Annotated in this window: 12 protein-coding genes; 5 read left to right on the top strand and 7 right to left on the bottom strand. The window is 37.0% G+C overall.

The annotated features are described in order from the left end of the window. Nucleotides 1–87: 87 nt before the first annotated feature. Nucleotides 88–1737 (bottom strand): diphosphate--fructose-6-phosphate 1-phosphotransferase, encoded by a 1650-nt coding sequence (locus OCV73_RS06915; RefSeq protein WP_147550720.1) that lies wholly within the window; start codon nt 1735–1737, stop codon nt 88–90. Between the two features lie 349 nt (nt 1738–2086). On the opposite strand from OCV73_RS06915, the gene OCV73_RS06910 reads away from it, so the two are divergent. The 5 genes from OCV73_RS06910 to OCV73_RS06890 all read left to right on the top strand — a co-directional run bounded on the left by OCV73_RS06910 (nt 2087) and on the right by OCV73_RS06890 (nt 6255). Beyond that, nucleotides 2087–2788 (top strand): iron-sulfur cluster assembly scaffold protein, encoded by a 702-nt coding sequence (locus OCV73_RS06910; protein ID WP_147550718.1) that lies wholly within the window; start codon nt 2087–2089, stop codon nt 2786–2788. Nucleotides 2789–2807: 19 nt separating this feature from the next. Continuing rightward, nucleotides 2808–3809 (top strand): GGGtGRT protein, encoded by a 1002-nt coding sequence (locus OCV73_RS06905; protein ID WP_147550716.1) that lies wholly within the window; start codon nt 2808–2810, stop codon nt 3807–3809. Nucleotides 3810–4098: 289 nt separating this feature from the next. After that, nucleotides 4099–4329: an XRE family transcriptional regulator gene (locus OCV73_RS06900; protein WP_147550714.1), complete on the top strand. Its 231-nt coding sequence runs from the start codon at nt 4099–4101 to the stop codon at nt 4327–4329. 684 nt (nt 4330–5013) lie between these two features. Further along, nucleotides 5014–5661: a LysM peptidoglycan-binding domain-containing protein gene (locus OCV73_RS06895; protein ID WP_147550712.1), complete on the top strand. Its 648-nt coding sequence runs from the start codon at nt 5014–5016 to the stop codon at nt 5659–5661. Between the two features lie 39 nt (nt 5662–5700). Continuing rightward, complete coding sequence (locus OCV73_RS06890) at nt 5701–6255, top strand: J domain-containing protein (protein WP_147550710.1); 555 nt, start codon at nt 5701–5703, stop codon at nt 6253–6255. A 398-nt stretch (nt 6256–6653) separates the two neighbouring features. Here OCV73_RS06890 and OCV73_RS06885 read toward each other — a convergent pair whose 3' ends face one another. From OCV73_RS06885 to OCV73_RS06860, 6 genes are all read right to left on the bottom strand, one after another. Continuing rightward, nucleotides 6654–8276, bottom strand: a complete 1623-nt coding sequence (locus OCV73_RS06885; RefSeq protein WP_147550708.1) for a ChaN family lipoprotein — start codon at nt 8274–8276, stop codon at nt 6654–6656. 256 nt (nt 8277–8532) lie between these two features. Then, complete coding sequence (locus OCV73_RS06880) at nt 8533–10191, bottom strand: helix-turn-helix transcriptional regulator (RefSeq protein ID WP_147550706.1); 1659 nt, start codon at nt 10189–10191, stop codon at nt 8533–8535. A gap of 68 nt (nt 10192–10259) precedes the next feature. Next, entirely contained in the window at nt 10260–10637 is a 378-nt protein-coding gene (locus OCV73_RS06875) for a hypothetical protein (RefSeq protein WP_147550704.1), read from the bottom strand. A gap of 110 nt (nt 10638–10747) precedes the next feature. Next, on the bottom strand, nt 10748–11272 hold the full coding sequence (locus tag OCV73_RS06870) for a ferritin (RefSeq protein ID WP_147550702.1): 525 nt from the start codon (nt 11270–11272) through the stop codon (nt 10748–10750). 134 nt (nt 11273–11406) lie between these two features. Then, on the bottom strand, nt 11407–11988 hold the full coding sequence (locus OCV73_RS06865; RefSeq protein WP_147550700.1) for a GNAT family N-acetyltransferase: 582 nt from the start codon (nt 11986–11988) through the stop codon (nt 11407–11409). Between the two features lie 9 nt (nt 11989–11997). Further along, the gene (locus tag OCV73_RS06860; RefSeq protein WP_147550698.1) at nt 11998–12699 is read right to left on the bottom strand and encodes a YjjG family noncanonical pyrimidine nucleotidase; all 702 of its coding nucleotides are present in this window, start codon (nt 12697–12699) and stop codon (nt 11998–12000) included. Nucleotides 12700–12710 lie beyond the last annotated feature (11 nt).

Genomic DNA, 12710 nt, shown 5'->3' with positions numbered 1-12710 from the left:
CTTATCACAATAATTCCTTTAGAACGAAAAAACGCCTTATCTCTTCCGGATAAGGCGTTTTCCTATTTTTTGAACGAACACGTCACTTTATTTACCTTCCTGTTCCAATTGCAAGGTCATAGTAGGCTGGTCGCAAACTTCAGTAGGACCAAAGTACTGGATAGGACCCGGATATACGTAGCAGGTATTCATAGCCCATTCCTCACGTTGAGAAACAAAATAATTAAAAGGCTTTCCATCGAGGCGAACCAATGCTTTCTGAATAACCGGTTTCATTTCACCGTGACGACGTTCCATATTCATCATCATAGTTACAGGTACCCCTCCGGCAACCCACTGGCTGGCCGGTTTCGTCGTGTTACGTACCGATGACATATAGCCTGTTTTACCTTCGGCAATAAGCAGAGAAGCTGTATAGCCCAATGAATAACAATAATCGGCATCAAAGTTGGAAGGCGCGGCACAGCGTCCCTCATAACCGAAGAAGTGGTACTGGGTAGCAAATTTACCTGCATATTTACCTTCATCCTTCATAGTAGCCAAACGACGGGCTACCATTTCTCCCAGCAATTTTTCCGTCTCGATAAGCGAAACCTGAACATTTCCATGAGGGTCACGGTCCAAAGTAAGCTGACGTGCAACACCTTCCGGAAGACTTGCATAGATAGCAGAGTTCTCAGGAGAAAGATGTTTAATGATATAGTTGATTTGCTCCGATTTCTTTATCATTGCAAATTCAGCACCGTTCTCAGCCAAGAAATCATTCAGTTCGGCAATCAGTCTTTTCATAGCAGGAATGAACTCGATAAGACCTTCGGGTATTAGCACCGTACCGAAATTATTACCCTGTTCGGCACGTGCAGCCACGATATTGGCAATATAATTCACAACATCATCCAAAGTCATCTGTTTTTCTTCAATCTCTTCAGAGATAAGACAAATATTCGGTTGTGTCTGCAATGCACATTCCAAAGCGATGTGAGAGGCAGAACGTCCCATCAGCTTTATAAAGTGCCAGTATTTCTGAGCCGAATTACAGTCACGTTGTATATTTCCGATTACTTCGGAATAAACTTTACAAGCCGTATCGAATCCGAAAGAAGATTCTATCATTTCATTCTTCAGGTCACCGTCTATCGTTTTAGGACAACCTATCACCTGTACACCTGTGTTCTTCTGTTTGTAATATTCAGCCAGCACACAAGCATTTGTATTTGAGTCGTCACCTCCGATAATAACAACTGCCTTAATTCCCAGTTCTTTAATAATCTCGAGACCTTTATCGAACTGATCTTCTTTCTCAAGTTTAGTACGGCCCGAACCTATGATGTCGAAACCGCCCGTATTACGATATTCATCAATAATATCAGCGGTAAGCTCTATATATTTATGATCGATAAGACCGCCGGGACCTAAAAGAAAACCGAACAAGCGGCTGTCTTTATTCATAGCTTTAATTCCATCGAAAAGCCCCGAAATAACATTATGTCCGCCGGGAGCCTGTCCCCCCGAAAGTATAACACCTACATTGATAGCAGGATAATTTTTCTTCTCATCGCTCTTTGCGAAAGTAAGCACAGGCATTCCATAGGTATTGGGGAACAATTCTTTAATTTCGGCTTGATCGGCAACCGATTGAGTGGGAGCACCTTCCACTACCTTTACCCCGGCTTTGATAGCCTCAGGAAGTTTAGGAAGATAAGCAGCACGAGCTGTCTGCAAAGCACTTTTCTTCATCGTAAATACTTTTGGTTATTTTATTAATCGTCATTTTTCAGGCTGGCAAATTTCGTTATTTTTTTTCAGACTTCAAAAAGGTAACGCAAAAAAACCATGATACACCTCCGTTAAAATATCCCCTTGAATATTAAGAAGATTCATATCTTTTTAAAAGGAAAAACCTAAATTTGATACATCCGCATTGCAAAACACACAAAATTCATTCGAAGAGTACAGGCGCAAAGCATTATATACCGTTTTTCTGCTTTTTTCACTTAAAAAATATATTGATAAAACCGAGAAAAAATCATACCTTTGTCCCGCTTATTTAAGACTTAAATATTCACTAAAATAAAAAGAGCGAATTATGATTTATTCACACGAAGTAGAACACATGTGTGTTGTAAAAAAAGGACCGAACCACGGTCCGGCTCCCATTCCCGAAGAGGGAAAATGGGTAAAGGCCAAAGAAGTGATTGATATTTCAGGCTTGACTCACGGTATCGGTTGGTGCGCCCCACAGCAGGGAGCCTGCAAATTGACACTCAACGTTAAAGACGGTGTAATTCAGGAAGCTCTTGTCGAGACTATCGGTTGCTCCGGTATGACTCACTCGGCAGCAATGGCATCGGAAATACTCCCGGGGAAAACCATCCTCGAAGCGCTGAATACCGACTTGGTATGCGACGCCATCAACACCGCTATGCGCGAATTATTCCTGCAAATCGTTTACGGACGTACTCAATCGGCTTTCTCTGAAGGCGGTCTTCCTATCGGCGCTGGTCTTGAAGATCTGGGAAAAGGTCTCCGCAGCCAGGTAGGTACTCTCTATGGTACCTTGGCTAAAGGTCCCCGTTACCTTGAAATGGCCGAAGGCTATATCAAAACTATCGCTCTCGATGAAAACGACGAGATATGCGGATATGAATTCGTTCACATGGGTAAATTCATGGACGAAATCAAAAAGGGAACCGACGCGAACGAAGCGCTGAAAAAAGTAACCGGTACTTATGGTCGCTTTACCAAAGAAACCGGTGCAGTAAAACACATTGATCCACGTCACGAATAAAAATAAGGAGGAAAACAATATGGCATTATTTGAAAGTTATGATCGTCGTATCGACAAGATCAATGCAGCTCTGAACGCTAACGGAATCAAAGACATCGATGAAGCAAAAGCGATTTGCGACAGTATTGGTATCGATCCTTATAAAACGTGTGAAGAAACTCAGCCAATATGTTTCGAAAACGCAAAATGGGCCTATGTTGTAGGTGCAGCCATCGCTATCAAGAAGGGTTGCAAAAACGCCGCTGACGCTGCCGAAGCTATCGGTATCGGCTTACAGGCTTTCTGCATCCCCGGTTCTGTTGCCGAAGACCGTAAAGTAGGTTTAGGACATGGTAACCTCGCAGCCCGTCTGCTCCGTGAAGAGACCAAATGTTTCGCATTCCTGGCCGGCCACGAATCGTTCGCTGCTGCAGAAGGAGCGATCAAAATCGCTGCCAAAGCGGACAAAGTACGTAAAGAACCCCTCCGTTGTATCCTCAACGGTCTGGGTAAAGACGCTGCTCAAATCATTTCCCGTATCAATGGATTTACATACGTTCAAACTGAATTCGATTATTTCACCAGCGAACTCAAAGTCGTACGTGAAATAGCATATTCTAACGGTCCCCGTGCAAAAGTAAAATGTTACGGTGCCGATGACGTACGCGAAGGTGTAGCCATCATGCATAAAGAAGGTGTAGACGTATCTATTACGGGTAACTCTACCAACCCTACCCGCTTCCAACACCCGGTTGCAGGTACTTATAAAAAAGAATGCCTCGAACAAGGTAAGAAATATTTCTCTGTTGCTTCGGGCGGTGGTACAGGACGTACGCTGCACCCCGATAACATGGCAGCGGGCCCTGCCTCTTACGGTATGACCGATACTATGGGCCGTATGCACAGTGACGCTCAGTTCGCAGGTTCATCCTCAGTTCCTGCTCACGTGGAAATGATGGGATTCCTGGGAATTGGTAACAATCCTATGGTAGGTGCTACCGTTGCTATCGCCGTAGACGTTGCTCAAGCTTTAAGCAAGTAACTTATGTTACTTATATAAAAGGAGAGTGGACTTCTAGTCCTCCTCTCCTATTTTTATTTAATACAATATTTTTAGGAATAGCGATTCCATTCTCATACTTATTTAAAAAATATTAGAGCTTTCAGCTCTTATTCTCTGTTCTGAAAACCGCCAAAATTGAAGAAACGCGAGAATAAGTTTCTGAGAGTTCATGTCCTATAGGGCGTGAACTATTCGTGCTTATTCGCGTTACGGTGCTTGGCGGTACCTCAGAACAGAATAAGACACGAAGGGTTCCGCCTTTTTTGCTATGATACACATTGGTCAATTAATAGAAACTGAACTTCACAACCAAGAACGCTCGGTTACTTGGTTCGCAAATAAGTTATACTGCGACAGGACTAATGTATACTCTATTTTCAAACGACAAAGCATTGACACAGAACAACTGTTAAGAATATCAATTATTCTAAAATATAATTTTTTTAAATACTATCTCGAAGAATACAACGAATGTGAAAAAAATTCTACAATATTGTAGAATATATTACAACATCTTTTCATTAACAAATTCCATACTTTTGACGAATTTTACAGCAAAAAATATATAAAACAAAACACTTTAATATGAAAGCTTTCAATATATTTTTTTATTTCAAGCATATACTATCCACTCTTATTTCTCATGCAACAAAAACAATGAATCAGATACAGGCAATGAATGGTCAACAGAATGGAGCTCCGTCAATTTAATCACAGAGACTAAAATTAATTAGAAGGGATATCCTATATCAGAATGCCAATAAACATTATAGCAAAAATATTAGCTTAAATCAAGCTTCTATTCAAATATTAGATATTACAGACTTTATATCTAGTTGGTCAAGTGATGGTACTTACACATACAAAGAATTATACACAAACAATAATATTAAATTTTTAACAATTAAAAACATTCTTGATCACGTACGTTCATTCCAAAAACAAAGAAAATTTATTATTTAAAAAATAAAATTATAACTATCAAAACCAAGCATATATTTAGCACAATGACTAGTTCTTTCAACTATTGAATCAGATTATATAGGAAAATTCCATTAAACTTTTAAAAAACGTAAAAGACAATATAGTCTAAATAATCAAATAAAACTTTGAATTAAGAGCTTTAAAAACAAAATTACAGTACACATATTTATATTCAATTATACATTAAATCAAAACTGCAATGAAAAGGCATTTATTACAAGGAGTATTATTTATTAGTATTATAATACTATCAAGTTGTTCTCGAAGAATCATTGACTTTACCATTATCTCATCAAAAAATGTACCTATTACGAATCAAGGTGGTAATTTTCAAAAAGCTACAAAAAGAGTAAAAGGAGTAGACTCAAAATGGTCTGTACTATTTATTCCAGGTATTCCAGACATGAAAGAAGCAATTGATAATGCAATAGAACAATACCCCGGAGCTATAGCATTAACAGACGGAGTGATTTATAATAAAAGCTGGTCGTGTTATCTCTTTGGACAAAACAAATACATAGTAGAAGGAACCCCTCTATTTATTAATTCAGAATGTAAACATTTAGAAAATAGACATTTTTTACATAATGAAATGGAAAGCACAAACATTCAACAGCCTGAAACAGCTTCAGAATTTGCTGTAAATTATCAGCAAGAACGATCTATTCCCCAAAAGCAATCTTCTAAAAAAGAGTCAACAATGAGAGTCGAACACACGGTAGAACAAGGAGAAACTATGGCAAAAATTGCTGCACTTTATAAAACAACAATCTTAGACATTTTAAGATGGAATAAACTATCATCCATAAAGGTCTATGAAGGCATGAAACTAATTATATATATTTAAATAAAAAGTAAATATAAAATACATAATTATAATTTTCACATGAAAAAATCTTTATTTTTATTCTTTTTTTTAATTTATTATATTTCTCAGAATTTATTGTCCGCCCAAAACTACTTGTACAAAGAAAGAGCAACAGGAGCTATGTCTACATTATCGTTTATTGAAAATGGTATTTCATTAAATGTGATGGGTAGTATACTAAATTTTAAACTAGAAAATCCCAATTATGGCAATGATCTAATCTTATACCAAAATCCAGGAGAAAAAAATGCAATATTTTTATCTAAAAAAAATTATAGTTTCTGTCTTTATTTAGATGGAGCTTCCCTTCTTTATATATTTGACTTATCCTCTTCGACCCCTCCTCCATATTATATAGATAGCAATTCTGATAATACAACAAATAATTTTTCAACCTATAAACAAGCCTGTTCTATGTGTAAAGGAAAAGGATGGATTGCAGGATGTAGCACTCCAAATTATGGAACCGGATCATACATATGTCACGAGTGCGACAGAACCGTTCCAGCCTCCCACAGCCATGACAAATGTCCTGCATGTAATGGAAAAGGTTATATAAATAAAATCAAATAAAATCTAGACATCACCAAAATCATGGTATGTCCCATTATGATTTACTACATTTTAGTAATCTCTGTGCATAAAGGAAATAATCATTATAAAACTTATAAAAAACAACATCCTATTACTTTAATTTTAAATATGCGTTAGAAAACCTGTTTGGTAAAGTAACTAATAAGCTCGAATGTTCTTTTGATCATTTAAGTATAATACAGATATTTACCAAATAATAGATATAGGTTGTATAGATGCCACATCGCTGCTTCATACGGTATAACGCGGATAGGATGAGCCATATGCACTCCAACACGTAGACGTTACTCAAGCTTTAAGTAAATAAGTCGTACTTACCTCACATAACGAAAACAGACTGTTTTGCAACAGTCTGTTTTTTTATTTCATATTATCAATTACCGAAAAAGAGCCTCCCACCGCTTCTTCCCCTCTGTAGCTTTTTTTAAATTAGAAATAATAGCTTCTTTTGTCAAATCTTTTACAGGGAGACCATACCATCGTTCATGTTCCGAATCTGATATAACAGCCCTTCTTTTCAGTTCCTGCACGTAATCGTCTGTGAATATATCATAAAGAATATATTCTGATTCCTCATTCTCCAACGGCTCGAGAAAAATATAACCATCAAAATTATCGACATAATTACCAGCACTCTCGTTATAACTTATTTCATAAATCCCATCGAAAGGCTCCATCCCAAAAGGACTTTTCTGCAAACTGAAAGCAACAGGTTTATATCCGGTTCTCATAAAAGCATAATCAAAGACACCGTGTCTTATTTTACCATGAATCACACCATTATTACTGATGATTGCAGTATGAGAAAATACGGTAAATACATCTTCTTGTTTAAAACGTCCCGCTAACTGCGCCGCGACCGTCAAACGGGCATCCTCTCCCGAAGCTGCAGAAGCAATACCAGGGACACTGGATTTATACGCGTGTGCACATCCTACGATAAACAAATGGCTCTGTGTATGAATAGCAGAGCGCATATCTCTTTCTATTTGGTCCGCCATCCAGTTATTACGGTCTTCAGTATTATCGAAAAAATCACTATATTCTTCTTTACTATATAAAGAACTGAAAGGACGTGGCATATCTACTGCCACAACACGTATCCGGTCTTTTGGGGATAAACTTTTATTCAGCTTCCACAACTCAAGTATAAACTCATACATACCCCGGTCATACCATCCATTTATCTGAACATCCTGAAATATACTCAGAATAATATCCGGCTTGATAGTTTCATTATCAAAAAAACGGTCCAATTCTTTTTGCTTATCGGTCGATAATTCCATATAAACAGTTCCTGTGGTTTTGTAAAACCGGGGATCACTGATTACCCTCTTCATCAACTCCCACGATATTCTGCGCCTATGCACTTCACCATATATCAATAGCTTATGCTTCTCCAACATCCTTAACAAATAATCTTCCGGTTCCATTCCTGCTTCATTTAAATAATTGACAAACGACAAAGTATCAGAAGGTACATATTTCAAGCATTGCACTCTTCGTAACATAGAGAGAAAATTATGTGATTTCTCTCTTACGACATTCCGCGCATTTAAAAGAGTTACACTCATATCCTCTCCGGCATTAAGCCATTTTCCGTCCTCACAGCTCATAAATCTGATCAAACAAAGAGAATCGACATAATCTGTTATAACAGCTGCTACTGAATCTTTATAAGTCCATACTTCCCGGATCGTTCGGTGCAGTATACCATTCCTCTTACTTTCATTAATCTGCACAGCTGGAGCACCAGACTTAGCCATATATGATTTTATACGATATGAAGACGCCTCTCTTTGTAAACCCCGTTTTCCATTCACTATTAAGTATTCAAATGTCAGGAATGAATTCAGCGGAGAAGACAAATCGAACGTATCTTTATACTCAACGATCCTGCGTTCTATACTCCTGACTTTAAAATCTGCTATATCGTTTATGGAAAAAACCGAAAAGGTAACCGACATAAAAATGACAATTAATACGATAAAAAATTTCATAATCTATTTTTTATAATTTACAATATCAATACAAAAAATAAAATTGCAAAATGGTATATATTTTATTTAAAAGAGAAAACACCCAAATCTTTATTACGGGCCGGAATCAAAATTAAGTTATTTGTGAGGTTGATTCATTCTATAACCTTATATTTTTTTCTGAGTTAATTTATATAATACACTAGTTATCATTATATTACAACAGTATATTTCAGAAAAATTCTATATAAATGAATTTATGATCTATATATGAGAATTACATATATATTTTGGAGGCGATAAAAATGACAATATCTTCTTTTTCATCCATTCCTAACTTTCTGCGAATGGTTGTTTTACGCTGGTAAACCGTAGGTACGCTTTGTTGTGCAACTACACTTATCTCTTTTGTGGAAAACCCGGCACATAACAGGCAACAAAGCTGTATCTCTTTTTCATTCAGTATATCTTTATACAGATTTACCATCCCAGAATAAAAACCATTATATGCCGAATCGATAACTGAATAAAGGTCATCCCACACCAATAATGATTCCACAGGTAATTCTTTATCGGTTATCTCCGCCATACGACGTAAAAGTTCCCGGTTATGTACCGAAGGAGATACAGCAACCAAACGTATGATGCCTAACTGTTGTAATAATATTTTCTTAAAAAGATTACCGTCAGGTCCCTTTCCCGGGTTTGTTTTTACAGCATCGTCCAAAAGGCGCGTCAATACCTCCACACGTTCTTCCGCTTCAGCCAACTTATAGTGATGATTACGAATAGACAAACAAATCGCCCCGATAATTAATATCAAAAGGACAATGCAAGCTAAAGACCCGAAAAATATACGTTGCCGGTCTATTGCCAATAACAGATTCTGGCGTTCCAATTGATTTCGGATCTCATCTTTTTCCCGAAGCCGTTTATACTGTTCTCTAATGTCCACATAAATGGAATCGTTATAGCGGACTATAGGGAGAACATCCAATGTACGATTACGTGTATAATTAACAATACTTCTATATAATGCGGAGAGATTCTTAAGAGTAAAATTTTCTTGTGAACTTTTACCGAAACTCATATTAAGATTATCCTGTTCTCCTTTATCGAGATAAAACATAGCCGAATCCATGTTATTCTCCCGAATAAAGATTTCAGCTATTATCAGATCATTAGCAAATACGTTCTTATAATACGGAGACAAACGGTAGGTATGCCTGATTAATTCCATCGCTTTATCTCTTTTGTTTCTCTTTACCATTATACCTGCATAATTACGCAGGTAATGACAAGCTATTAATGTATCTTTTTCTTGCTGCAAAGCTACCTTTATTCCTTTCTCCAGATAATTGTATAAAGAATCATTATCTATCGTATCATAACAGAGACCGAGCATATAATATGTCTTCGATTTATCCTGATAATTCAGGCTTTTCTTAAAATAACCCACAGATTCCGGATTATCTCTGCCCAGATTAAAACGACAATAAGCCATTATATCATAAAAAGAAGATATGGAAATACTATCTTCCAAATCCACAGCTAAAGACAGTCCTTTATTCCAGATGCGAAGCATATGGAGCGTATCACCCTTCCATTTATAAAAATGGAAAGCCGGAATATATGACTTGAGCAACCGTATGCTATCATTATTTTCTTTATAATAATCTAATGTGTATAAAATTAGAGAATCGCTTGCCATAGATTTTCCCAGCATAACATCTGCTCTGGCCTTTAAGAAACCGAATAATGCCTTCTCATTAGGCCGCAATTTCTGAGGATAATCGATTTGTTCCAGAATCAGGAGTACACTGTCGGGATTTCTGTCTGATAACTCTTCCGCTTCCCATAATATTTCTTTTATATCTTGCCGATGACAAGATATGAAAGAAAAAAGTAAAACCGACAACCATACGAGCTTTTTCATCCTCCGTTCTTCTTTATATACAAAAGTAATTCTTTTACCCAATATCGGACAAAAACAAAGCAGTTATCCTATAACAATCTCTCTGATTTACAAAAGTATCTCTCCAGTTCGGTAGTATCGAGATAGTAAGGTTCGCCATGATCGCCGGTAATCCACAGGACAATTTCCAAATCACAGCTTGTACAAACAAAAAAAGAAGGTTCAAAATAATTACTTTCTTCTATATAACCCCACTTTCGGAAACAATAATCGGCATCTATAGACGGTTCGCATTCTATATGCCCGGTCGCCTCATAAAGGCCACATCCCATATATTCAGGTGACAACGACTGTAAAATTGCATCTGCTACCGTTTCTTCAATCAATTTCAGGGCTTGTTCATCCTGCAATCCCGATTTATAAATATCGACCGCGTTCCGTAAAGTTAAAGTATTTCTGACAGGCATTTTTTGATAGACAAAAATATCTTCCTGTCATAATAAGACCATGCGATAAAACAATTATCGTAAAACAAAAAAAGCCCTCAAAAAGAGGGCTCTATGATAACATATTAAAATTATTCTGCACTTCCGGCAAGCGGAGCAGCCTGAGTATAAGCACGGACTTTTAACTCCTTATCCAGCATGTACAGTCCGAAACCGTTATCTTTGATCATTTTGAGACTATCTATCAAGCCTTGTGCTGTTTCTTCTTCTTCAACCTGTTCATCGATAAACCATTTCAGCATGCTCTGCGTAGCATAATCATGCTCTTCCGTAGCAATCGCATACAAGTTATTGATCATCGCCGTAACTTTTTGTTCATGTTCCAACGTATCTTCAAAAGCATTCAACGGGGACGTCCATTCCGTCTTTACGCCGTCGATAGGTTTCAGCATAACTTTGCCGCCACGGGAAAGAATATATTTGGTAAAAATAGCTGCATGATCCTGTTCCTCTTTGAATTGCACTTCAAACCAGTTTGCAAAACCCGAATTTCCAGCTGCCGCAAAATGTGCGGACATAGAAAGATAAAGATAAGCCGACCAAAATTCCGCATTAATCTGAGCATTTAATGCCTCTTCCATTTTTTTACTTAACATAGCTGTATAATTTTGATGAATTAGTACTCATTTCCGAGTATCAAAGATAATATATTTCTTAAAAACAAATTCTTACTTTTTTAAAAAAATTCGATTAAAGAAAATTCTTTTTTTCAGAGATCGGTTCCTTATTTTCAATTATTTTCCAAAACGACTTTTAATAAATTCCCCTCCACATGGGAATAAGCAACCAAAGGTTCCGGCTCTTTTTCATTGTCTCCTATAAATTTCTCATACCAGATTACATCATGCCAACGGTTGTATTTAAATCCCGTATGATGAAAGATTCCTACGGGGGTGAAACCGGTTTTCAGATGAAGTTTCTCACTCGGTATATTTGGATATGTTACAATACCATATACATTTTGTACATGTTGTTTTTTCAGTATATCCATTAAAGTTTCATATAAAATAGAACCAATACCTTGTCCCGTATATTTATTCTCGAGATAAACCGACAATACCGCATTCCAGTGATAAGCTGCACGTTCCATATGAGGCGATGCATAAGCATATCCTGCTATACGACCATTCACGAGACATACCAAAAAAGGGTAAACAGAGATTATATTTCTTATACGTTCTCTAAAATCGTCCAGAGACGGAACCGTATATTCGAATGTTATAACCGTATTCATGACATAATATGAGTAAATACGTAATATGTCTTCCGCATCATTTTCTGTTGCCGACCTTATTATCAACGTTTCTTTCATATCCCTTTCCTATAAAATAGTCATGATATCCCTCAGATCCCCGACCATATAATCAGGTATCACTCCTGTTACCGGCACATTCTCCGGATTATAATAAATCTGTCCCCAGCCACTGTTACGGGCCCCCATAATATCAGCATCATAATTGTCCCCTATCATAAGGGTATCTTCAATCTGTGAACCGGTCACTTCCAGCGCATAGCGAAAAAGTTCCGGATTAGGTTTTGTCACACCAATTTCATCCGACAACACTATTCTGTCAAAATAAGACTCCAACCCTCCGGAACGCAATTTTCTATACTGGGTCTCGGTAAAACCATTGCTTAAAACGAATAAACGGTAATTCTTTGCTTTCAAATATTCCAACAACTCTATGGCATACGGAACCAATAATGTTTGTTCCGATAAAAGCATCAGATAACTTTCATTTAACTCCAAAGCATAACAGTCTTCCCCATCCTGATAACCGGATTGTTTCAAAAGAAAGCGGAAACGTTCCACTATCAATTCATCTTTCGTAATATTGCCATGATGGTAAAGCTCCCATAATTCATGATTCTTTCTCATATATAATCCCCTGAATTCCTCAAAGGAGGGAAATAAGTGATCCAAATCATATTTATCATATAAATTTTTCAGAGCGACAGCCGAACTGGATTTAAAATCCCATAAAGTATCATCCAGATCGATAAAAACATTTCTATATTTCATCAAATATATTT

It is taken from the genome of Barnesiella propionica (genome assembly GCF_025567045.1).
Classification (GTDB): Bacteria; Bacteroidota; Bacteroidia; order Bacteroidales; family Barnesiellaceae; genus Barnesiella_B; species Barnesiella_B propionica.
This window is presented reverse-complemented; position numbering and strand designations above follow the sequence as displayed.

Coding starts and splice junctions, on each gene's coding strand:
- OCV73_RS06915 (WP_147550720.1), bottom strand. CDS start 1,737: ATGAAGAAAAGTGCTTTGCAGACAGCTCGTGCTGCTTATCTTCCTAAA.
- OCV73_RS06910 (WP_147550718.1), top strand. CDS start 2,087: ATGATTTATTCACACGAAGTAGAACACATGTGTGTTGTAAAAAAAGGA.
- OCV73_RS06905 (WP_147550716.1), top strand. CDS start 2,808: ATGGCATTATTTGAAAGTTATGATCGTCGTATCGACAAGATCAATGCA.
- OCV73_RS06900 (WP_147550714.1), top strand. CDS start 4,099: ATGATACACATTGGTCAATTAATAGAAACTGAACTTCACAACCAAGAA.
- OCV73_RS06895 (WP_147550712.1), top strand. CDS start 5,014: ATGAAAAGGCATTTATTACAAGGAGTATTATTTATTAGTATTATAATA.
- OCV73_RS06890 (WP_147550710.1), top strand. CDS start 5,701: ATGAAAAAATCTTTATTTTTATTCTTTTTTTTAATTTATTATATTTCT.
- OCV73_RS06885 (WP_147550708.1), bottom strand. CDS start 8,276: ATGAAATTTTTTATCGTATTAATTGTCATTTTTATGTCGGTTACCTTT.
- OCV73_RS06880 (WP_147550706.1), bottom strand. CDS start 10,191: ATGAAAAAGCTCGTATGGTTGTCGGTTTTACTTTTTTCTTTCATATCT.
- OCV73_RS06875 (WP_147550704.1), bottom strand. CDS start 10,637: ATGCCTGTCAGAAATACTTTAACTTTACGGAACGCGGTCGATATTTAT.
- OCV73_RS06870 (WP_147550702.1), bottom strand. CDS start 11,272: ATGTTAAGTAAAAAAATGGAAGAGGCATTAAATGCTCAGATTAATGCG.
- OCV73_RS06865 (WP_147550700.1), bottom strand. CDS start 11,988: ATGAAAGAAACGTTGATAATAAGGTCGGCAACAGAAAATGATGCGGAA.
- OCV73_RS06860 (WP_147550698.1), bottom strand. CDS start 12,699: ATGAAATATAGAAATGTTTTTATCGATCTGGATGATACTTTATGGGAT.